The sequence below is a fragment of the Idiomarina sp. OT37-5b genome, assembly GCF_002968395.1.
GTDB classification, from domain to species: domain Bacteria; phylum Pseudomonadota; class Gammaproteobacteria; order Enterobacterales; family Alteromonadaceae; genus Idiomarina; species Idiomarina aquatica.
Genome location: NZ_CP027188.1, coordinates 503,724 through 527,216 on the forward strand (window position 1 = coordinate 503,724; position 23,493 = coordinate 527,216).

Consider the following 23,493-nt stretch of genomic DNA (forward strand, 5'->3'; position numbering starts at 1 on the left):
ATGATACGCCTGAAAGCTTTGTTAGTAGCAGTCGCTGTCATGGCAACCAGCGCCTGCAGTACCAGCGCAGCCATCGCGCAGGACTGGTGGAATTCGCCGCCGGTGGATGATGAACAATACTTTTATGGGCTGGGTGAAGGATATACCAAGCAACAGGCGCAGGAACTGGCGCTGAATAACATTGCCGGCAAGTTGGGCACCACCATCGCCTCGGAAATGAGCCGCAATACGCAGGATATGTCAGGCATCAGCGCGGATGATATTCGCCGTACCATTAAGACCCAGGTTGCCGATATGCAACTCGGTTATTACAGCGTTTTGCGTACCGCTGATGAAGGTTCGGGTACTCGCGTACTGGTGCGGCTGGACAAGCAAAAACTGGCTGCAGACTGGCAGCGCCAGTTAAAAAATCAAAAGGCGCTTATCGTACCGCAAATCCAACGCGGCCCGGCGACAACATTAAACGATTACCTACAACTGAAAGACGTACTGTTAAAGGCTCAGCAGGCGGACGTATTGGAAGCGCGCCTGACCGGTATCAGCGACCATCAGGCTGGTCCTAGCTTATATCAGGCGGTCAGTGGATTACTGGACAAGAGCACCTTACGTATTGGGATCAAAGGTGAGCTGCCACAGGTCAACGAAGTGTTGGAACTGGAACTGGCGGAGCAGGGATTGCCGATTTGTCGCAGCAACTGCCCAACCTGGATAGAACACTCGGCCACTATCGCTCGCAAAGAGATGTTTGGTCAGTATGTGAGTGAAATGAACCTGAAGTTTTCCGTTACCGAAGGCGGTCAGCTTCTTAAAACCAAAAGCTGGAGTAATAAAGTGTCGTCGGTGAGCAGCAGTCGTTCTGCTGACCGGGGAGCCGTCACGACAGCGCTTAATAATCTAAAGGAAAGAGGTCTTTGGATAACCTTAGGCTTTGAAAACTTAAATTAGGGAATCGTTATGAAAAACCTCATTAAAGCAACCGCAATCTCAACACTGGCCTTGGCTCTAACGGGCTGTATGAGTTCGGGTCCGAAACCAGCGGAAACTCGCGTCGTCAACTTTCCGGACGCACAAATTATGCCGACACCAGAACAGGTAAAAGATCCCGGTTATCGAGTGGTGGTAACTCCGGTTGAGTATAACAGCGGTGTACCGAGTAGCTTTGCTGAAAAAGTCTACGGTGACGTAGAATCTATGTTGCTGCAAGCCGGTAACAAGGTCATCGATCGTGACTTAGCTAAACAGTTGCAACGTGAGTTGATGGTAGCTGAGGAAGAAGGCCGTTATAACACCCAAGGCGTGCTGGCTGCTGATATTGCGGTGATGGCAACTGTACAGGATGTGGGTGTTGGCTACGACTTTACTGAACGTCGTACATACGAGGATGATGGCGAAACGAAAGTTTCTCCGGCACACTGTGATTACACCGCTACAGCTGCTGTCGATGTGAAAGCTTATTATTTGCCATCGATGAACCCAGTTGGAACATGGAAGTTTGAAGGTCGTGAAACCATGAGCAGCGAGACCAGCAATAGCCGCTGCCCATTATCCGATACCGCCGCAGCCAGCCTGATGAGCTCAGCGACTAACGATGCGGTAGAAAGCAATATGCACAACTTGTTGACGCCGCTGGCACCGAGCTTCTATGTATTAGAGCGTCGTGATGGTGAAAAGGGTACTATTTTCCGTACTAACCTGGGTACTTCAAAAGGTGCTAAAGCAGGTGCTGCCGTAAAATTGTTCAAGCTGGAACGCATCCCGGCAGACGAATACAATGATGAAAAAATCACTCGTGTTGAAATCGGTGAAGGTGAGATCATTGAAGGTGTGAGTACCGATATGTCATACGTATACGTCAGCGACAAAGAAGTGGTTAATAAAATTCGCCGCGGCCATGTCGTTCAATTGCTGCACTCCGAGTGCGGTATTGGTGAAGGCGAAGCTTGGATACCAGGCTTGTGCTTCAATAAAATCATTAAATAAGTGAGAAAAATGATGAAAAAGTGGTTAATCACCAGCTTATTCGTCACCGCTGGCGCACTCTCCGGGTGCGCCAGTAATGGTGGTGAACCAGTAAGCTATGACCCTTGTGTGTTTCCGGACGCTCCTGACCATAAAGCACCAGGCTGGATTTGTGAACAGCCGGTAAAAGATGTGTGGGTTCAGGCTGTCGGTTTTTCACCGAAAAAATCGGCCGGTCCGGGTTTCATGAAAGACGTGGCCGCGCAGGAAGCTCGTAATCGTCTGGCACAAAACTTTGCTCAGCAGATCGCGTCCGAGTACAAACGTTACACGGCCGATAAAACCACCAATGGCGAAAATGTCAGTGTTGACGCTATTGAACAGACCATGCTGAGTGAACTGGCAATGAACGTGGTTTATAGCCGTATTTATCGTTCACAAACCAGCCCTAACGGTGGTGTTTATGTGTTGGTAGGCTTAAACGAGGCCGGTTACAAAGAAAACGTTGACCGCTTGTTTAATAACCCGATTGATCCGGAAAACCCGGAGTTGTTCCAGCAGTTTTTGATTGATAATTCGAAGTCAAAACTCGAACAAGTCAGAGAAGAGCTATAACCATGAACTATTGGTATCTGGGAATCAGCGCAGCGACACTGATGGTGGTGTCTACGCCTGCGACAACGCAGTCTTACGAAGCGTTTAAACAACAGTATCAGCAACGCTATACGGACTACCAGGCTGAATACTTAAAATCTTACGAGTCGTTTAAGCAACGTGTGACAGCGCAGTGGGGTGATAAGGCTGAAATCTCAGATGCTGATACGTACGTGCATTACTCCGACGATTTGCAACAAAAAACGGTGATCGATTACGCCGATAACAGCATTGTGGTTGAGCGTTTAAGTGATGATGCTATCGACATCAAGGAGGTCGAAGCACTATTAACCGCCTTAAGTGAAACGCCGGTAACAGAGCAGGCAAAACGCGATCCAATCCTACAGTCTATTCCGGTTGCTAATGATCAAACGGTACTGGCCAGTTGGGTGCCTGAATCTGATGTCGATGACATACTGCAACAGGCAACCATCGAAGCCAGCGAAGATCAGGCCGAAGTGCCGGCTGAAGTTGTGCAGGAAACCATCGCCGATGTTGAATCGGAACAACCGGCAACGACGGCACCGGAAAACGTTGAGCAAGAACAATTACCGCCACCAACGGTGAAACGCATTCAACGGATGACGATTAGCCTCAACAGCGGCAGTGTGTATAGCCAACGGGCAAAACCTTATATGGAAGATGCTCGCCAGGTGGTGACGGAATTGAACCTGCCGTTTGCGTTGCTCATGGCGGTCATGCAAACCGAGTCGAGCTTCAATCCACTGGCGCAGTCACCCATTCCCGCTTTTGGGTTGATGCAAATTGTGCCCAGCACCGCCGGCCTGGATGTCAATCGCCTGGTTTATGGAAAACAGCAGCCACCGAGTGTTGATGTATTGTTTGAAGCGTCACAAAACATGCGGTTTGGTGGAAACTACCTGGCCTTGTTGCGGGATCGTTACCTGAAACAAATTGAAAACCCTGAAAGCCGCCTTTACTGCATGATTGCGGCATATAACACCGGCGCCGGCAACGTGGCAACAGCGTTTCATCCTCGCGGTGAAAAGAGTGTGCAAGAAGCTATCGACGTGATCAATCAGATGACGCCAGAGGCAGTTTATCAGCGGCTGGAAGAAAAACTTCCTTACCAGGAAACTCGTGCTTATATGGGTAAAGTTCGGGCGGCCATGGAGCACTATCAGAGTATTTAAGGATAAGATAACTTGGCATCGATTTAAGACCGCCTTAAAATGACCCTGTCAGTTCATTAATAGGAAGCGAATGCCAAGTCTATTTGTGCGTGTTGTTCTGTGGCTCTTATGTGTGGTGACGCTGGTCGCCTGCAAGCCCCAGCAGGTCCCCGACAAGCTGACGGTCGTTAAAGAACGTCAGGTGTTGCGGGTCGGTACATTGATGAATCCGACCAGCTACTATTTTGATCACGATCGCGAGCAAGGTTTTGAGTATGACCTAGCCAAGCGCTTCGCCGATCGGTTAGGTGTTGAGCTGCAGATGGTGCCGCGCTTTGATGTGAATGACCTGTTCACGATGTTACGACGTGGTGACGTTGACATCATTGCTGCCGGTCTTGACCGAACCTCAGCACGCGCTACGCTGTACCGCTTTGGCCCTCCGTATGACATCATCAGCCAGAAACTGGTGTTTAAACAAGGCTCCCGCCAGCGCCCGCGGGATTTACAGCAAGTCACCGACGGTGAGATTGTGGTTGTCGAAGGCAGCTCACACCATGAATACCTAAAGGCACTGGGCGAGAGTATTCCCGGTTTGCAATGGCGCGCGACCCGTGACCACGATGCGGTGGAATTACTTCGTATGGTGGCCCGCGAAGAAATCGACTACACCATTGCTGACAGCAACCAATTGGAAGTGCAACGCCGTGCTTACCCCGGTTTGAGTGTCGCCTTTACCCTTAAACACGATCAGCCGGTCGCCTGGGCCCTGGCGCAAACGACGGATGACTCACTGTACAGCGCTGTTATTCAGTATTTTGGTGAAATTCGCAGCAGTGGGCGCCTAGCCTATATCAAAGAGCGCCACTTTGGCCACGTCAAACAATTTAACTACGTCACCACCAGCCTGTTCATTGAGGCGGTAAAAACCACGCTACCTAAGTATATTGATGTATTTAAAGAGCATGCCGGCACACTGGACTGGCGGCTATTAGCCGCGATTTCTTATCAGGAGTCGTTATGGAATCCACGGGCGGTATCGCCAACCGGGGTGAGGGGGATGATGATGCTGACCTTGCCGACAGCCAAGGCGATGGGGGTGAAAAGCCGTCTTAATGCCGAGCAAAGCATTCGTGGCGGAGCCCGTTATCTGGAGCGGATGATGCGGCGCATTCCGGCACGCATACCCGAACCAGATCGCACCTGGTTTGCATTGGCCGCTTATAACATTGGCTTTGGACACCTCGAGGACGCGCGGGTACTGACGGAACGTCAAGGCGGTAACCCCGATCGTTGGCTGGACGTTAAGCAGCGGTTACCGCTGCTGCGCAAGAAGGAGTTCTACCGCCAGACCAAATTTGGCTTCGCCCGCGGCGACGAGCCAGTCACCTATGTTGGCAATATCCGCCGTTTTTATGACACGTTAAAGTGGCTCGACGAACAAGGACGCTTATAACGCACCCGCGCCTTTGGCGGAGTAGCTTGCGCCTTTGGCGCAAGTTAAGGCACAATACCCCCGAACCCACACGTAGGAGCCAACCATGCGCCGAATCCGTAAAACCGCAAATGACGCACGCCGCCGCGCGGTCATCCGTAAACGCCGTAAACGCATCACCGAACGCCGCGAAAAATGGTTCCGCATCGTGCAAAAAGGCGGCAATCCAAAAATCGATTGAGGCTAGAGCGCAGAGACAAGCGGTTCACCGCAGAGGGCGCAGAGAGCACAGAGTTTTTTTTAAGGTTAAAACACCAAAGCTCACGGATGATATAATTGGTGGTGTTACTGATGGGCACAAAGCCCATTCCAAAACCAAACTCGAACAATCGGGTTTCGGGTAAGAAGGGTTTCTCCGCGGTCCTCAGCGCTCTCCGCGGTGAAAAAACACCGTGTTCACCGCAGAGGGCGCAGAGAGCACAGAGTTTTTTTAAGGTTAAAACACCAAAGCTCACGGATGATATAATTGCTGGTGTTGGTGATGGGCACAAAGCCCATTCCAAAACCAAAACCTGAACAAATGGGTTTCGGGTAAAAAGGGTTTCTCCGCGGTCCTCAGCGCTCTCCGCGGTGAAAAAACACTGTGTTCACCGCAGAGGGCGCAGAGAGCACAGAGTTTTTTAAGGTTAAAACACCAAAGCTCACGGATGATATAATTGTTGGTGTTGCTGATGGGCACAAAGCCCATTCCAAAAACAAAACCTGAACAAATGGGTTTTCCATTAAAAGTATTTTCTCCGCGTTCTCAGTGCTCTCCGCGGTGAAAAAACTTAGCGGTAAAAAACACAATAAACGAGGGTGGATGAGTTATGGATAACGACGCTTGGTACGTTTTAAAAAGCAAACCCAGACAGGAAGTCCGGGCAGTACAAAACCTTGAAAACCAGGGTTTTGAAGCCTATTGCCCGCAATTAATGGTGGAAAAAATCCGCCGTGGCGTGCGCCAAAGAGTCCTCGAACCCATGTTCCCGGGCTATCTTTTCGTGCACCCCGACAACCTCATCGAGCAATTTTACAAACTGCGCAGCACCTACGGCGTCGCCTCAGTACTGCGTTTTGGCGACAATATTCCGCAAATACCCGACGAATTTATCCAGCAGCTCAAGCAATTGGATAAAGGCGAAGATACGCTGGCACCCAAGGTTGGCGACAAGGTCGAAATAAAATCCGGCCCCTTCAAAGGCTTCCTGGCAAAGGTCATTAAACTCGACGGCGAATCACGCTGTTTCGTCATGCTTGAGTGGATGCAAAAAGAAGTTACCGCGACCTTTAGTTACAGCGAACTTGCTCTCTAGGCTCGCTTTGCTCGCGATCCGGGCGCTTCGCGCGGGATAGGGCTGCGCCGGTTTAGGCTTCGCGGTTTAACGGGCGAAGCCCCCAAACCCTTGCGCCGAAGGCAGCAAGCTACACCGCGAGCAAAGCGAGCCCAAACCAGCCGAAGGCTCTAGGAATTCCATTAATCCATGCTTTACTGTATACTTCGCACGCAAAAATTCCCCAGCGTTTGGAGACAGCAAAGTGGAAATCTTTCGTGGTGCACCGGCATTATCCGCCTTTAAAATTACCAAGAAACTCGAACAGTTAAAGCAGGCGGGGTTGCCGGTCAAAGGGCTCTACGCCGAATACCGACACTTCGTAAATCTACACTCACCGCTCTCAGACGCCCAGCGCGATACCCTCACAAAACTCTTAACTTACGGCCCGGATGCCGGCGAGGCACAGTCCCACGAGGATGGTTGCAACTATCTATTGGTTACCCCTCGTCTGGGTACCATCAGCCCTTGGGCATCTAAAGCGACCGATATCGCGCATAACTGCGACTTGAAGAACGTCCATCGTATCGAGCGTGGTATTGCCTATTTCCTCGAGGGGGATTTATCCGGCGAAGAGCAAAAACAGGCCGCTGCGCTGTTGTATGACCGTATGACCGAGTCCGTGTTGTATCACGAACAGGACGCGGAAAAGTTATTCGAGAAGCATGAGCCAAAACCATTGTCCAGCGTAGACATCCTGGCCGGCGGCCGCGCGGCACTGGCTGACGCCAACATCAGCCTGGGCTTGGCGCTGGCCGACGACGAAATTGATTATCTGGTTGAAAACTTTAAAAAACTCAACCGCAACCCGAACGACATCGAGTTGTACATGTTCGCGCAGGCCAACTCAGAGCATTGCCGACACAAAATTTTTAACGCCGACTGGACCATCGACGGTGTCGAACAGCCGAAGTCGTTGTTTAAAATGATCAAAAACACCTATGAAGTAACTCCGGATTACGTATTGTCGGCGTACAAAGATAACGGCGCCGTGATGGAAGGGTTCGACGCCGGCCGTTTTTACCCAACCCCAGTAGGTCGTGCCTTTGGCACGACAAGTCGCGGAGAAGGCGCGACCTACTCGTACAACCACGAACCCATCCACATTCTGATGAAAGTCGAAACCCACAACCACCCGACGGCCATTTCGCCGTATCCGGGGGCAGCAACGGGCTCCGGCGGTGAGATTCGTGACGAAGGCGCTACCGGTGTCGGCTCCAAACCTAAAGCCGGATTGGTCGGTTTCAGTGTTTCTAATCTGAACATCCCGGGCTTCAAGCAGCCGTGGGAAGAAAACTACGGCAAACCGGCGCGCATCGTTACCGCGCTGGACATTATGCTGGAAGGTCCGCTGGGTGGTGCGGCATTTAACAACGAATTTGGTCGTCCGGCACTGACCGGTTACTTCCGCACCTTTGAACAGACCGTCAACAGCCATAATGGCCGTGAGATGCGCGGCTATCATAAACCGATCATGATCGCCGGCGGTTTGGGTAATATTCGCGAAGCGCACGTGCAAAAGGGCGACATCCCGGTCGGAGCCAAACTGGTGGTATTGGGTGGTCCAGCGATGAACATCGGCCTGGGCGGCGGTGCTGCCTCATCGATGGCCAGCGGTGAATCAACCGAGGATCTCGATTTCGCTTCGGTGCAGCGTGACAACCCGGAAATGGAACGTCGCTGCCAGGAAGTCATCGACCGCTGCTGGCAGCTCGGTGCGGACAACCCCATCGCCTTTATTCATGACGTTGGTGCCGGTGGTTTATCCAACGCCATGCCGGAACTGGTCAGCGATGGCGGCCGTGGCGGCAAGTTTGAACTGCGTGACATTCCGAACGACGAACCGGGTATGACGCCGTTGGAAATCTGGTGTAACGAGTCGCAGGAACGTTATGTGATGGCGATTGCGCCGGAAAATCTGCAGCGCTTTGAAGACATCTGTGCCCGCGAACGCGCGGAATACGCCGTTATTGGCGAGGCCACCGAAGAGCTGACCATTTTGCTCAACGACGCTAAATTCCATAACCAGCCGATCGATCTGCCGCTGGACGTGTTGCTCGGTAAGCCACCGAAAATGCATCGCGACGTGCAAAGCAAAAAAGCCGAGGGCGAAGCGCTGACACTGGACGGAATTAGCCCTCAGCAAGCCGCAGAACGTTTGATGCGGTTGCCGGCAATTGCCGAGAAAACCTTCTTAATCACCATCGGTGACCGCACCGTTACCGGCCTGGTTAACCGTGACCAAATGGTCGGTCCGTGGCAGATCCCGGTGGCTGATGTGGCCGTTACCGCACAAAGCTACGATACCTATCACGGCGAAGCCATGGCGATGGGTGAGCGCACGCCGCTGGCATTGCTGAACTACGGCGCATCCGCCCGGATGGCAGTGGGTGAGGCGTTAACGAACCTTGCCGCTGCTGATGTTGGCCATCTGCAACGCGTGAAAATGTCGGCCAACTGGATGGCGGCAGCCGGCCACCCCGGTGAAGATGCTGGCCTTTATGAAGCCGTGAAAGCCGTCGGCGAAGAGCTTTGCCCGGCGTTAGGCATCACCATCCCGGTCGGTAAAGATTCAATGTCGATGAAAACACAGTGGCAGGAAGACGGTGAAGATAAAGCAGTAACCGCACCGATGTCGCTGGTGATCACGGCGTTTGCGCGGGTCAATGACATTCGTAATACGCTCACACCGCAGTTGCGCCTGGATAAAGGCAAGACCCATTTGTTGCTGGTGGACTTAGGTAACGGTAAAAACCGTTTAGGCGCCTCGGCGCTGGCACAGGTGTTCCAGCAGTTCGGTACTGAAACGCCGGATTTAGATGACGCGGGCGAATTTAAAGCTTTCTTCGAAACCACCCAGGAACTGATCGGCGAAGGTCGTATCCTTGCCTATCACGACCGTTCCGACGGCGGCTTATTCACCACGGTGGCCGAAATGGCGTTTGCCGGCCATTGCGGTGTTGAGATTGATCTCGACGACGCCGCCAAGGCCGGCGGCCGTGCGCTGGGGCGTGATTTTGGCTCGACCACCGAAGATGCCATGAAGTTGCTGTTCTCAGAAGAACTCGGTGCAGTGTTGCAGGTTACCGACGAACAACTTGAGCATGTGATGAAGGCGTATCACATCAACGGCATCGGTCATTTGGTTCACAACATTGGTCAGCCAACCGAGAAAGATGAGTTGAGCTTTACCATCGACGGTAAGCAAGTACTTACTGGCTCGCGCACCCATTTCCGTACTCTGTGGGCGGAAACCACCCATCAGATGCAGCGACTGCGGGATAATCCGGTCTGCGCCGATGAGGAATTCCAGCTCAAGCAACGTGCTGACAACCCGGGCTTGCAGGCGGATCTGACCTTTGATGTACACGAGGATATTGCGGCGCCATACATCAGTAAGGGCAATGCCCCACGCGTAGCGATTTTACGTGAGCAGGGCGTTAACTCTCACTATGAGATGGCCGCAGCCTGGGATCGTGCCGGTTTCGAAGCCATTGACGTGCACATGAGTGACATTCTCGCTGGCCGTGTTGACCTCAAAGATATGCAAGCGCTGGCGGCCTGTGGCGGCTTCTCATACGGTGACGTACTGGGCGCCGGTGAAGGCTGGGCGAAGTCGATTCTGTTCAATGCCCGCGCCCGCGAGCAGTTCCAGGCGTTCTTTGAACGTAACGACACGCTGGCACTTGGGGTTTGTAACGGTTGTCAGATGCTGACCACGTTGAAAGAGCTGATACCTGGAACCGATCATTGGCCGCGGTTTGTCACCAACCGCAGTGAACGTTTTGAAGCCCGTTTCAGCCTGGTGGAGGTAGCCGAGTCCAATTCAGCGTTCTTCAGCGGCATGGCCGGTTCACGGATGCCGATTGCGGTGTCGCACGGTGAAGGCCGCGCCGAGTTCAAGAACGCGGCGCAGCAAAGCCAGTTAGAAAATGCCGGTCAGGTGGCCATGCGCTACATCAATAACTGGGGCGAAGTCACGGAAAGCTATCCGTGTAACCCGAACGGCAGCCCGAATGGCATTACCGCGGTGACCAACAGCGATGGTCGAGTCACCGCCATGATGCCGCACCCGGAACGCGTATTCCGCACCGTCGCCAACAGCTGGCACCCAGACGAGTGGGGCGAAGACAGCCCATGGATGCGCCTGTTCCGCAACGCCCGGACCCTGCTGTAGGTCGTGCCTTTGGCACGACACCTTTCCTCGATGCTTGAGATACGTGCGCCAAAGGCGCACGGTACGTCGTGCCTCTGGCACGACATCTTTCCTCGATGCTTGAGGATACGTGCGCCAAAGGCGCACGGTACGTCGTGCCTTTGGCACGACATCATGTGTCACCCGAACGCGCACGGTAGGTTGATAAAAGTAAATTTCCCGTAAACCCCTTTGTGAAAAATCAATTTCATGGTAATACTATGTTACACTTTTTTGATTATTCGCACGGGAGGTTACCATGCGTTTCTCTAAATCACTCATTGCACTTGCACTGTCCACCACACTGGCTGCTTGCGGCGGCTCCGATTCATCCGATGACAACGTGTCCAACCCACCGCCAGGCGATGACAACAGCGGCAGCTCAACCACGGTTTATACTGAAGGCGTGATAACCGGGTTTGGTAGTGTGTATGTAAACGGTCAGCGCTATCGCTCAGAGAACGCCAACATTGCGACCGGCAATAATCCGGCGGCAACAGAAGGTGATCTTAAAGTCGGTATGGTTGTTTCACTGGCGGCTTCCTCCTCTAACAATGGCGAGGACCCTGAAGCCACCGATATCCGTTACGAAGAACATTTGCAAGGTCCGGTCAGCTTTATTGACCGTGAAGCCGGCATTATTGAAGTGCTTGGCCAGCAAGTCGTCTTTAATGACTTAACCGAGTTCGACGAAACCGACGCCGATACCCTGGCGGTAGGGGATATCATCGAAGTGAGTGGTTACATCGATGACAACGGCGATTTTTATGCGACCCGTATCGAGTTGGAAAACGACGAAACGGAAATGAAGCTTAAAGGCACCGTCAGTGCGCTCGACACCACAGCACAAACCTTCATGCTCAACGAACTGACCATTGACTACAGCAGTGCCGAGTTTGATGACATGACGGCTGACGATCTGGAAGATGGTCTGTACGTTAAAGTCGAAGGTGAAGCGTTTGATGCTGAAACACAGACCCTGGTAGCGACCGAAATTGAGAACAAAGATCGTGAATTTGACGACATCGATGATGCCGACGAAGTAAAAATTGCCGGTATCGTCAGCGGCTATGATGAAACCGCAGGTACCTTTGAGGTTAACCGCTATACCTTTACCGTAACCGACGACACCGAATTTGAAGACGGCCCGGCCTCGCGCCTGACCAACGGCGTGCGGGTAAAAGTCGAAGCGGAATACGACGGAGAGCAGTTAAACGCCAAAGAAGTCGAATTTATTGCTAAGGAAGCACGCCAGAAGACCGAAGGTCAGGTCACCGCCGTCGATGCTGACGCGCAAACCTTCGTGGTTAACGACATCACCTTTGTTGTTGACGAAGACACCAGTTACCTCGATACCTCCGGTCAGGGCGCACGTCAGTTTAATTTTGACGGCATCGCCGTTAACGACTGGCTGAAAGTATTGGCTGTGGTCAACGATGACGGCGAATATCTGGCGCTAAAAATTAAACGCGCAGAAGAAGACGACCGCGAAGGTGAAGTCAAAGGCATTGCCAGTGATGTAACCGTCGACGGCATGACCGTCGCCGGCATCAGCGTCGCATTTGCTGACAACACCGAGTTTGAAGGTGACGATGAAGAACTGACCGTTGAGGAGTTTGTCGCATTGTTCAGCGCTGAAACCGACATCGAAGTCGAGGTCGAAGGTGACTACGACGGTGACGTCTTGGTAGCCCGCGAAGTCGAAATCGAAGCAGACGATGAAGACGATGAAGACGAAGATGACGACAATGGCGCGGATAAACGCGGCAAAGCCGAATTTGAAGGTTCCGTAGAGTCCATTGACGGCGACAGCGTCATCGTTAACGGCCACGAGTTACGCTTCACTTCAAACAGCGAATTGGAAATCGACGGTGAAAGCGCCACCTTAGAAGAATTTTTCGCCGCCCTCGAAGTCGGCTCCATCATCGAAATCGAAGGCGTCTGGCGCGAACAAACCTACATCGAAGTACAAGAAGCGGAATTGTAGGTCGTGCCTTTGGCACGACATCTTTCCCCGATGTTGAGATACGTGCGCCCAAGGCGCACGGTACGTCGTGCCTTTGGCACGACTCGTTTCCTCGATGTTGAGATACGTGCGCCCAAGGCGCACGGTAGGTCGTGCCTTGGGAACGACTTTATTTCCTAGATGTTGGAGATACGTGCGCCCAAGGCGCTCGCTACGTTGTGCCTTTGGCACGACTCGTTTCCTCGATGTTGAGATACGTGCGCCCAAGGCGCACGGTACGTTGTGCGTTTGGCACGACATCTTTCCCCGATGTTGAGATACGTGCGCCCAAGGCGCACGGTACGTCGTGCCTTTGGCACGACTCGTTTCCTCGATGTTGAGATACGTGCGCCCAAGGCGCTCGCTATTCGTCATAAGAGGCGAAGTTGTCTATCGTCCAGCTTTCATCAATATATTGCCAACTGTCAGGGTACCGTCCACTGGCAATACCTTTCCTGAGCGTCGAATAAGGCCAATCTACCGCCCTTTTAACATAACCGTGCTTAACAGGGTTAAAACAGCAATAAAGAGAGTACATATAAAGCTCTTTCTCATTACGAATCATATGATCATAAAACCTGTTATGCCAAAGACAGCCCTGACGACGTTTATGTTTTGAGACATTACTTTGCCGAAGATAACTAAACTCTGGCAGAGCTCGAGTCGTGAGTGACTTAATCTTTCTTATGCGTGTATCAAAACCAGCGTCTTTGACACCAATTAACAGGTGCATATGGTCTGGTAAAACTACCCACGCCTGAATTTCAAATGGATGGCTTTTAATCGTTGTTTTTACTGCATTTCGGATAGCATCGATGACCGCCGGACGTGTTAATAAATGTCGGCGGTCTTGGGTGGATACAGTAATAAACGCGTAGTGGCTTTCTGTAAAATATCGCCGCACATTCTTCATGTAACACTCCTTTGCATTCATTCCATAATCCGTGCGCCCAAGGCGCACGGTACGTCGTGCTTGGGATACGCCCTCGTGATTTTGCAAAACCTTTACGCCCCCAACCCTAGCCGAATTCAGCCAAAGTGCCATACTGAGATCACGTATTTCACAGGAGGCAGTAACATGAAAAAGTTAATCGGATTAACAGCAATTTTGGCCGTAAGCATCGCGGCGACAGCAGAAGCTCAAGACCGCACTTATGTGAGCGGTGGTTACAATGACTTTGGTGATTCAGACTTTTTTATTAAGGCGTCGCGCCAGCTGGATCGCAATTGGGTCGTTGAAGCAGAAGCTTTTGATCTCGGCGATGTCGGTCTTCGTGCAGGTGGTCAGTATTTGATCACGAATTCACCGGTATTTATCCGTGGCGGTGTAAGCCATTATGATTTTGGTCGCAGCGACGACACCGGTGCATACGCAGGTATTGGTACCGAACTGCCATTGAGTACCCAGGCCAGTGCCATGTTTGATGCCAGTTACGATACTGCGCTCGATGGCTATGCTTCAGTAGGGGCATCGGTGCGTTATAACTTTGACCAGAACTTTGCCGCCGATGTCGGTTTCCGTGGCAACTTTGATGATATCGACAACGAGTTCCGCGTCGGTATAACCTACAAATTCTAGTACGTCGTGCCTTTGGCACGACCTCATGTCCTCGATGTTGGAGATACGTGCGCCGAAGGCGCACGGTACGTCGTGCCTCTGGCACGACTGCATTTCCTCGATGCTGGAGATACGTGCGCCAAAGGCGCACGGTACGTCGTGCCTTTGGCACGACATGATTCCTCGATGCTGGAGATGCGTGCGCCAAAGGCGCACGGTACGTCGTGCCTCTGGCACGACTGCATTTCCTCGATGTTGGAGATGCGTGCGCCAAAGGCGCACGGTACGTCGTGCCTTTGGCACGACTTCATGTCCTCGATGCTGGAGACACGTGCGCCATAGGCGCACGCTACTGTACCATGAGTCTTGGTCCTGCGATTTCCTGAGATTTGTAATTGCGCAGTGCGCGAACCATATTGTTGTAGGAATCCAGGAACGCGGCGGAAATCACTTTTCCTTCTGGGGTATCCGTGTAACCGCCGGCACCTAATCCCAGCCCCCAGAATCCAGCGAAGCCACCGAAATCATAGTTCTTGGCGTTGCCGGTCGCGGCTGAAACCTGCACACCGGAGCGGTTATCAATCAGCATTAGCGTGGTTGATGCTTCATTAGCCGAAAGTCCCCCGGCGACTAAACCTACCCAGCCGCCGAGCAGGGCGCCTGCCTTTTGTGTGCCTTTTTCAGAAAACTGAATTGACGGGGTGACGGTATAGTCGGCGGATACCAACTGGCCTTTGCCGAAGTTACTGCCGGCGCGCAACTCGCCGCTGTCCATCAATGCTCTTTCGGCGCGCATGGCGGCCATTGCTTTTCCGCGTTCGACAATCACAAAGCAATTAGATTGCTGGATCATGAGTCGAATCACAGGCAGGGTAGAGCCGAGCTTGGGGTAACGGCTTTGATAGTCCCGCCACCAATTGTCCTCGGTATCCTCAAATACCGATAGGGTACCCAGTGGTGCGTCGCAGCGCTCGAGTTCTGAATTAGCGCCGCTGGCGGATGCGCCGCCGGCGCCGCCACTGGTGGTCATGCCACCGCTACCGCCGAGCTTTGGGGTGGTGCTGACGCAGCCGGATAGGGCGATTGTGATGACTGCTGCTAGAGAGACGACTTTTGTCTTGAACATAGACCTTAACCTTTTCGTAGGTCGTGCCTATGGCACGACTTGGTGTTTGATACGTGTGCCCCAGACACACGTTGCGGATATTTAAAAATCGAGATTAAGGTTTATTCATGAGAGCAAGGTTTTCCAGCTGCGTTGTAGGACAAAGAGTTTAGGAACTTGAGGGATGGAAACGTGCGCCGAAGGCGCACGCTACGTCGTGCCTTTGGCACGACCTGATTCCTCGATGCTTGAGGTGCGTGCGCCAAAGGCGCACGGTACGTCGTGCCTTTGGCACGACATGATTCCTGGATGTTTGAGGGTACGTGCGCCAAAGGCGCACGGTACGTCGTGCCTTTGGCACGACATGATTCCTGGATGTTTGAGGGTACGTGCGCCGAAGGCGCAGGGTACGTCGTGCCTTTGGCACGACCTGATTCCTCGATGCTTGAGGTGCGTGCGCCAAAGGCGCACGCTACGTCGTGCCTTTGGCACGACCTGATTCCTCGATGCTTGAGGTGCGTGCGCCGAGGGCGCACGGTACGTCGTGCCTTTGGCACGACATGATTCCTGGATGTTTGAGGGTACGTGCGCCAAAGGCGCACGGTACGTCGTGCCTTTGGCACGACATGATTCCTGGATGTTTGAGGGTACGTGCGCCGAAGGCGCACGCTACGTTAGAGGCGTTTTCGCAGCCCTAACAACGCCAGCAAAATAATCAGCCAGCCGCTGCTGCCGCCGCTGGAGCCGCCGTTGTCCGGTTCGGTGACCGGTGGTGGCTCGACCGCTGCGGCTTCTGCACTAAACTCAAACGATGCCGTATCGCTGGCGCCGGATGGGTCGGTAACAGTCACTTCTACGGTGTACGAGCCCTCTTCATTGGCGGTTACGGTCAACTCATCGGTATCCGTGCCGGATAAGGTCAAATCGTTACCGGAAACCTGCTCCCAGGAGTACGTCAATTCGTCACCGTCGGGGTCGGAAGCTGAAGCACTTATTACCAAGCTGTCCCCAACCTCGACAGTCGAGCTGTCGGCACTGACTGAAACCGTTGGTGCCTGGTTGACGCTACCGCCGCCACCATCGCCCTCAGCGACGGTTAGATCCAAAGAATAGACAATCTGGCCACCGTCAACATAATCCAGCGCTATCTGAAACTCGTAGTCATCGGCATCCAGTTGCCCCAAGTTAAACACAAACCGGTTGCCGTCCTGTGACTCGGGCGTATCGTAAACAACGTCTTCGGCCCCGGGGACTAAACGACGGATCTCCAAGGTGTCCCAGAATGAGTTATCCTCAAGATCGGCGAGGGTAACTTCCAGCAAGATATCAACCCCTTCAACCAACTCCGACAACACTTGCACGTCTTCAACACGGTTGCCATCTTCGGCGTAGCCGCTCAAGGTTAAGGTAACACGCTGGTCGGCGCGGTCACCCCAACGAGCAATCAGCTGCCAGGTGCCGTTCGCATCAATATTAACCGGGTCACCTTGTACCTCGATAACCCGTTGATTGGCCGTATCACCTTCGGTCACCGTGTATGAAAAATTCGGTAAAGTAATATCGCCGGCCTGCTCAACCGTTACCGTCGCATCCGCCGGAAGGTTATTCAGCAAGGCTGAAATTTCGTAGGGTTGTTCGTCCAGCAAAAATTCACCGTCTTCGAAAAAGCCATAAGGCAGGCCTTTGCCTGGTTGTTCTGGGTCATCGGTCACCCAAACAACGGACGCTACGGCGTATTCATTGTAACGGGTGTCGACCAGCGCCAAGGGTAAATGAAAGGGGTTACGCTGGTCGTCAGCCGCCAGTTCCAGCGCGATTTCTGCCGGGGATTTAATAAAATTCAGCGTCGCCGTACGCTCGCTACCGCTACCACTGATACTCACATCAAACCACTGTTGTGCCTGCGCGATGCCATCGGCCAGTGCCGGACGGCCGCCCGCTGCGTCGTTAAACAACGCCAGTGCGATGTCGCTGTTAGCTACCGTATCGTCCGATACAATAAAGTCGATGGTTTGCGCCAGACTGCTGTCGTACACCCACAGGCTGTTATTCTGCACCAACAGGTAGGCAGGCTGAGAGCCACTTTGATCAATATTAGCCTGGTATTCAGCCACCGGCCGATAACCGGAATTGGCGGCGTCCGTCGCTTCCAGCACACAGGCGCGCAGCGTTGAGCTGTCACTTAACGAACCGCTGGCAACACCGCTACTGGCATCGGTGCCGTCGGCAATTTGCGCGGCGGTGAAAAAGCGGTTGTCATTACAGGAGCGGTCAAGCAGCACGTAATCAAGGTTGTCGTTGGTGGCAAAACTTAACACCCCGCCACCGTCGCCGGCGGGGGTCAGGCTCATACCGGTATAATCCTGAAGGCTCGAGTAGGCCACGGCCCAAGGTAGCGTCAGCGCTAAACCACGGCTGGCGTCGGCGGATTCGGTGACTTCGGCCGGGGCGCCGGCCGATTCACCGTCGATGACCACATCCGGGTTGGAATAAATCGGCGCAGACTCACATTCAGCGGTGGCAAATACGTCGGTGCAACTGCTTTGATACGCCATGGTGGTGTAAAACTGGCCTTCGGGCTCGATGTAACCGTAAGGAACATGATTATCAAACGACTCGCCGGCACCGTCTTCGTTGTTGGCCAGGGTGTAACGGTCGTGGTACAGACCTAAGTTGTGGCCGAGCTCGTGCGCAAAGGTACTGTTCCCCAAACAGCCGTAGTTGGTGTAAGCCACCTGAAAATCCAGCGAGGTCGAGTTAAATTCGTTATTCAAATCGATATCATTGGCAACAAATGCCTGTCCACACACCTGGTCGGTGATACCGATGTAATGCACAACGTCAGCGTCGTAGATGTCTTTAAGCCGTTGCACTTCGCCACTGGCGACCAGTTCATCAAGGATATCCTCGGTCGGCGAGTTAATGTAGCGGTCGGTGGTGCTTGGCAGGTTGATCGCGTGAGTTGCGGCCAGATTGTGCTCAAACGGCAACTCAGAGTTACTGAAAATGGTCTGGGTGAGATTCATCGCCCCCTGCAAATCGGTTTCGAACTGACGGCCAATCATATTAACCCGTGCCGGCAGCCGCGGATCAAACAACACCAGTGTGTCAACGCTGTTAAGCCCGTCGTCGATCGGAGCGGGGGATAATTGAGGTTGGGGACTCGTGCCGGAGGCACGAGCTACCCCAGAGGTACCAGCTACGCCTTCGTACCTCGTGCCTTCGGCACGAGCGGTCGAATCAACATCCACAGAAGGCTGCAGCGGCTCTTTCCGTACCCCATTCACTGTCTTTATTTCGGAACCGTTGTCGGACTGATAAATCTTCGTAATGGAACCATCGGCATGTTGCAACACCGTCAGAGTGACATCCGGCCCCTGTTGGACAAAACCGCGGTAGGCGTTTTTACCATTTATCTGGCGTAGTGTCTCCAGAACCAGAAAGCCACGCTCGGGCAGACTGCTGTCCGCAATTTTAAGCGTTTGACCGGCAACGTTCAGAGTAGAACCGACAATCAAATTACCCTGAGTCATCATCGAATGAACATCGGGGTACTGGGTTTCAGCTGCCGCAGGCAATGCCAGCAACGCAGCAAGCGCAAAAGGTTTTAATTTCATACAAAGGTACCAAATGAGATGTTGAGTTGTTAACACGATTTAAACATTTTATTGCGCAGCCTGCAAAGAGTCTTATTACCTACAATTTAAACGCGATTTACATCAGAGATTGGTGCATAAAGCAAAGGCGCATTAACAAAAAACCGCTTGCAAATCTGTGTCTTCCCAGCTAACGTACAAAGTAATCAGCCACAGGCATGTGGTTTGATTGGCCAATCGAAAAATGTACGCACATTGAGGTGTAAGTATGAAAAAATTAACAGCATTATTTGCTGCAGCGTTATTAGCTGCTGCTCCTGGTGCAATGGCGCAGGACGAAGGCGCCGCTGGTACAGCTGGCGGTTCTACTGCAGCTGGCATCGGTGGCATGAGTGCTGCAGCTATCGGTATCACTGCAGTTGCTGCAGCGGTAGCGGTAGCTGTTGTCGCTGACGGCGGTTCTGATGACGGTAACGTCACACCAGATCCAGATCCGGATCCAGAGCCACCAACAACAACCACATCTACAACCACTAGCACGAGTACTACTACAGTTACTCAGTAAAAGTGCCGTGAACGGTTGTAAAGATCAAAGCCGTCTCTTTTTAGAGGCGGCTTTTTATTTTATACTGCGCCAATACGCTCAGTCAGGACAACAATAAAAAATGCTCAAACGCCAACTGACCTTATGCGGACTCATGTTGTTACTTACCGCCTGTGGTTCACGTATTGATTCCATGCAACAAACCATCGAACACGCGGTTTTTGGTCCGCCGGACATCGAACTCACCAGCGAACAGATTAAGCAATATCGCTATCCGATACAGTATTTGCGTTTAGATAACGGGCCGCAAATTGTGCTTGGTCTGGCGTTTGATGATAAAGGACTGTATAAGTGGCAATCCGGCGCCGGTGAAATTCTAGTAACCCAACGCGGCCGAGCGATTCAGACGCAGGGAGTGGCGCTTAATCTCACTCATGTTGCCGGTATAACGAATGATCCGCTGCTATGCCTTACGGCCCTAGAGGATGACTGCTCGTTATCCTGGCAGGGAAGAGTCACCATTGGCGAAGGTTTTCATCAGCAAACCATGGCGTTTAACGGCCGTTTCACCCAACAAGCGGAGGAAACGGTTCGCCTGGGTAACGGCAAGACGGTGCAAACCGAACATTGGGTCGAGCACATGACCAGTGCCGACGGCCAGCAACACTGGCGCAACCATTTTTGGCTGGAACAACACAGCGGACGGGTGGTTAAATCCAGGCAGACCCCGCACCCTGGCTGGAAGTCGCTGCAACTGCTGGAAGTGAAAGCCTACCGCCCGGATCTAACGCCGACCCCAGCGAACCCGGGGCAAGGAGCGCAACAATGAATCGCTGTTTAACATGGCTGATGGTGTTTGCGGCAATCCTGCCGCTGTGGGGGCAGGCACAGTCGTTCAAGGTAACCGTACACTACCCGGGGCTGGAGCGGGCATCGCAAGAACTGTTGTTTGAACAGCCAACGCGGTTGGCTGATGTCGTACAGGCCGCCGTAGCCGGACTCGATAAACTGGCGTTAACGCAGATTCGCTGGTCCAACGCCAAAATCAACACCCCCGAATTGCAACAGCAACTGCAGCAACAACGGCAAGGGGTATTGACGCAATTGCGGGAACTGTTGGAATACTGGGAAAAACGCCAGCAGTACGCCATGGTCAACGGCATCAAACGACTTGCCGATGACATTCGGCGTTGGCCACTGACGGCGACCTACCAATTAGGCATTGCGCCGGACTTGTTGCGTACCCGACTTGACGATAATGTGTTGCTGTCAAACGCGTTATCACCGTCCTACACATTAATACTCCCGGCCGTCGAGCCTGAGGCTCAGCGTTTAGGGCTTGCCGCTGATGAACCAGCCGCAGATGGGCTGCACCGCTGGGCGATTGCGGCCAACGGCGAGATCGCGGAAGTTGCCATCGGCTATTACAATCAGGCACTCGCCAGCGACTGTTATGCGGTTGCACGTCGCACCCCGCTCAGCCTTGTGTCAACGGGGCCATGTCACCTGTCGGCGTCGGTTCAGGCACATTCCCTGGTGGGGTTATCCTATCGAGCCAGAACCGGCCGCTTTGCCGAACTGAACAAAGACATTGCCGTACTTGCGGTGTATCTGACAAGGTATTCTAATGATTAAACAGCGCGTTCTCGTCAGCACCCTAAGCATCGTGACCCTTGGTTTGTCCGTTTGTGCTAAGGGGCAAGATTTGGATCCCGTGGTTGCGTCACAGCCGACTCAATCCGACGTAGGCGGTGTGGGCCTGTTGCAAATGCCGACCGCGCGGATGGCGCCGGTCGGCGAATTCACCGCAAGCTACTATGATAACGATGAATACCGCCGCATGGCATTGTCAATGCAGCTGTTCCCGTGGCTGGAAGCCACCATTCGCTATAACGACATTCGTACCCGTTTATACAGTTCATCGCCCGGCTTTAGCGGTAATCAAACTTACAAAGACCGGGGCGTCGACGTAAAGCTGCGGTTGCTACAAGAGAGTTACTGGCTGCCGGAACTGAGCATCGGCCTGCGCGATCTGGCCGGCACCGGTAAATTTGCCGGCGAATATCTGGTTGGCAGTAAACGTTTCGGCCCTGTTGACGTCACCCTGGGGGTGGGCTTTGGCTACCTTGGTAACGCAGACGACTTTGCCAATCCGTTTTGCGAAATCAGCACGGAATTTTGCCAAAGAGGAACTGGCACATCCGGACGCGGCGGTGAGTTTGAAGTCGACGACTGGTTCAGCGGTAATGCCGCTGTGTTTGGCGGGCTTGAATACCAGACGCCGTGGCAGCCGCTGCGCATCAAACTGGAATATGACGGCAACGACTATCATGACGAGCCCTCCGGAACCCCGGTATTGCAGGATTCGCGCTGGAACTACGGGGTGCATTATCGGGTCAGTGATAACGCCAACCTGCAGCTCAGTTACGAACGCGGCAATACGCTGATGTTTGGCTTTAACCTGCGCACAAACTTTAATACCGTAACTCAGGCCAAAAATACCCCCCCCATAGCGGCGCCCGAGAACCCACCGGTGGTCGCAGTAAACGAGCTGGATTTTAAAGACATTGCCTTGTCGGTATATAACCAATCCGGCTTTTATCCGCGTAAGATTGATATCAGCGATAACGGCAAAGTGGTGACGCTGTACGGCTATCAGGGCATGTATCGTAAGCATAAAATGGCCATTGATCGCGCTGCCGCGGTGCTGGCCAATAGGCTGCCGGTAACCGTAGAAGAATACCGTTTTGTTGATGACGTCTGGGACATGCAACTGGCGGAAGTTCGAGTTGATGCGGCTAAATACAAGCGGGCGTTTTATCGCGCCGATTTTACCAGCCGTTATGAAGACTCTTACAAACTGGTCGAGCCATCGCGGCAGCCAGCAACCACGGCGTACCAGTATCAACGTCAGCTCGGCTGGCCCAACGTTGGGCTGCGCCCCTATCTGGAGCAGGCGTTTGGTAGCCCGGAAAACTTTTATATGTATCAGCTAAGGCTGGATGCTTACGCCGACTGGGTCGTCAGCGACAAGCTGCTGCTTAACGGTATTATCAGCGGCAGTTTACTGAGCAATTACGATGACTTTAATTTCCTGGTGGATAACTACAACACCGACGTCCCTAGGGTGCGTACCTACGTGCGCGAATACGCGACCCAGTCGGACATCTGGCTGAATAACCTGCAGGCAACCTACTTTGAACAACTCGGTGATAACTGGTTTGCCTCCGCTTACGGGGGCTATCTTGAGCGCATGTTTGCCGGGGTCGGCAGCGAATGGCTGTATCGCAAAGTTGGCGCTAAATGGGCGGTCGGGGTGGACATCAACTACGCCCGTCAGCGCAGCTTCGAGTCGCACTTTGGCCTGCGAGACTATGACGTGGTAACAGGGCATGCAACAGCATACTGGCAACCCTCGTTCCTCAAAGGCACCTTATTGAAAGTCGCCGCCGGACGCTTTTTGGCCGGGGACAAAGGCGTGCAAGTTAAGTTCGAAAAACAATTCGACTCCGGCATCATCGTCGGAGCCTTTGCCGCGCGCACTAATCTCTCGGCAGAAGAGTATGGCGAAGGCAGTTTCAGTAAAGGGTTCTACGTCAGCATCCCGTTCGATCTGTTCCAGATGAATCACAGTGCCGGCCGCGCGCGCGTTGGATGGACACCGCTGACCCGCGACGGCGGTCAAATGATGGGCCGCAGTAATCGGTTATTCCCGCTGACCGATGCCCGCGATCGCTATTATACCGAGTGGTAAAGTCGGATGTTATAACGTGAATCAGGCGCGTCTTCTAAACGCCTAGTTTTTGCGCAATCCCGCATCAATTAAGCGTTGCACACTAACCATCGGCCGCGATAAACTACGTGCTTGGATAAATTTTATAATAACTTCTTAACGATTACCGGTTATTGGGAACCGCAACCCAAGGGCGGTAGCGT

At 53.1% G+C, this 23,493-nt stretch carries 17 protein-coding genes; 14 read left to right on the forward strand and 3 right to left on the reverse strand.

The window, feature by feature from the left end:
* The 9 genes from C5610_RS02395 to C5610_RS02430 all read left to right on the forward strand — a co-directional run bounded on the left by C5610_RS02395 (position 1) and on the right by C5610_RS02430 (position 12,736).
* Positions 1 to 945 carry an LPP20 family lipoprotein gene (locus C5610_RS02395; RefSeq protein WP_105305724.1) on the forward strand — a complete coding sequence of 315 codons (945 nt, stop codon included), beginning with the start codon at positions 1 to 3 and terminating at the stop codon, positions 943 to 945.
* A 9-nt stretch (positions 946 to 954) separates the two neighbouring features.
* Complete coding sequence (locus C5610_RS02400) at positions 955 to 1,980, forward strand: hypothetical protein (RefSeq protein ID WP_105305725.1); 1,026 nt, start codon at positions 955 to 957, stop codon at positions 1,978 to 1,980.
* A 9-nt stretch (positions 1,981 to 1,989) separates the two neighbouring features.
* Positions 1,990 to 2,574 carry an LPP20 family lipoprotein gene (locus C5610_RS02405; RefSeq protein WP_105305726.1) on the forward strand — a complete coding sequence of 195 codons (585 nt, stop codon included), beginning with the start codon at positions 1,990 to 1,992 and terminating at the stop codon, positions 2,572 to 2,574.
* 2 nt (positions 2,575 to 2,576) lie between these two features.
* A complete protein-coding gene (locus tag C5610_RS02410) occupies positions 2,577 to 3,767 on the forward strand; it encodes a murein transglycosylase domain-containing protein (RefSeq protein ID WP_105305727.1) in 1,191 nt (396 codons plus the stop codon).
* 70 nt (positions 3,768 to 3,837) lie between these two features.
* Positions 3,838 to 5,202, forward strand: a complete 1,365-nt coding sequence (gene mltF, locus C5610_RS02415) for a membrane-bound lytic murein transglycosylase MltF (RefSeq protein ID WP_105305728.1) — start codon at positions 3,838 to 3,840, stop codon at positions 5,200 to 5,202.
* 85 nt (positions 5,203 to 5,287) lie between these two features.
* Positions 5,288 to 5,422, forward strand: a complete 135-nt coding sequence (locus C5610_RS13675; RefSeq protein ID WP_262339975.1) for a hypothetical protein — start codon at positions 5,288 to 5,290, stop codon at positions 5,420 to 5,422.
* 628 nt (positions 5,423 to 6,050) lie between these two features.
* On the forward strand, positions 6,051 to 6,536 hold the full coding sequence (rfaH, locus tag C5610_RS02420; RefSeq protein WP_105305729.1) for a transcription/translation regulatory transformer protein RfaH: 486 nt from the start codon (positions 6,051 to 6,053) through the stop codon (positions 6,534 to 6,536).
* 223 nt (positions 6,537 to 6,759) lie between these two features.
* Entirely contained in the window at positions 6,760 to 10,731 is a 3,972-nt protein-coding gene (gene purL / locus C5610_RS02425; protein ID WP_105305730.1) for a phosphoribosylformylglycinamidine synthase, read from the forward strand.
* Positions 10,732 to 11,008: 277 nt separating this feature from the next.
* The gene (locus tag C5610_RS02430; protein ID WP_105305731.1) at positions 11,009 to 12,736 is read left to right on the forward strand and encodes a DUF5666 domain-containing protein; all 1,728 of its coding nucleotides are present in this window, start codon (positions 11,009 to 11,011) and stop codon (positions 12,734 to 12,736) included.
* Between the two features lie 382 nt (positions 12,737 to 13,118).
* Here the strand turns inward: C5610_RS02430 and C5610_RS02435 are convergent, their stop codons facing one another.
* Complete coding sequence (locus C5610_RS02435; RefSeq protein WP_262339976.1) at positions 13,119 to 13,799, reverse strand: REP-associated tyrosine transposase; 681 nt, start codon at positions 13,797 to 13,799, stop codon at positions 13,119 to 13,121.
* A gap of 33 nt (positions 13,800 to 13,832) precedes the next feature.
* On the opposite strand from C5610_RS02435, the gene C5610_RS02440 reads away from it, so the two are divergent.
* Positions 13,833 to 14,333, forward strand: coding sequence for a putative porin (locus C5610_RS02440; RefSeq protein ID WP_105305733.1), 501 nt, complete (start codon positions 13,833 to 13,835; stop codon positions 14,331 to 14,333).
* 328 nt (positions 14,334 to 14,661) lie between these two features.
* Here the strand turns inward: C5610_RS02440 and C5610_RS02445 are convergent, their stop codons facing one another.
* The gene (locus C5610_RS02445; RefSeq protein ID WP_105305734.1) at positions 14,662 to 15,438 is read right to left on the reverse strand and encodes a CsgG/HfaB family protein; all 777 of its coding nucleotides are present in this window, start codon (positions 15,436 to 15,438) and stop codon (positions 14,662 to 14,664) included.
* Between the two features lie 653 nt (positions 15,439 to 16,091).
* Positions 16,092 to 19,034, reverse strand: a complete 2,943-nt coding sequence (locus tag C5610_RS02450) for a PKD domain-containing protein (RefSeq protein ID WP_105305735.1) — start codon at positions 19,032 to 19,034, stop codon at positions 16,092 to 16,094.
* 247 nt (positions 19,035 to 19,281) lie between these two features.
* Between C5610_RS02450 and C5610_RS02455 the strand changes: the two genes are divergently transcribed.
* The 4 genes from C5610_RS02455 to C5610_RS02470 all read left to right on the forward strand — a co-directional run bounded on the left by C5610_RS02455 (position 19,282) and on the right by C5610_RS02470 (position 23,311).
* Positions 19,282 to 19,578: a hypothetical protein gene (locus tag C5610_RS02455; RefSeq protein WP_105305736.1), complete on the forward strand. Its 297-nt coding sequence runs from the start codon at positions 19,282 to 19,284 to the stop codon at positions 19,576 to 19,578.
* A 100-nt stretch (positions 19,579 to 19,678) separates the two neighbouring features.
* A complete protein-coding gene (locus C5610_RS02460) occupies positions 19,679 to 20,386 on the forward strand; it encodes a YjbF family lipoprotein (RefSeq protein WP_105305737.1) in 708 nt (235 codons plus the stop codon).
* On the forward strand, positions 20,383 to 21,192 hold the full coding sequence (locus C5610_RS02465) for a capsule biosynthesis GfcC D2 domain-containing protein (RefSeq protein WP_105305738.1): 810 nt from the start codon (positions 20,383 to 20,385) through the stop codon (positions 21,190 to 21,192). Before C5610_RS02460 ends, C5610_RS02465 begins: the two co-directional genes overlap by 4 nt.
* A complete protein-coding gene (locus C5610_RS02470) occupies positions 21,185 to 23,311 on the forward strand; it encodes a YjbH domain-containing protein (protein WP_105305739.1) in 2,127 nt (708 codons plus the stop codon). The genes C5610_RS02465 and C5610_RS02470 overlap by 8 nt, the downstream gene beginning before the upstream one ends.
* The last annotated feature ends 182 nt before the right edge of the window (positions 23,312 to 23,493 follow it).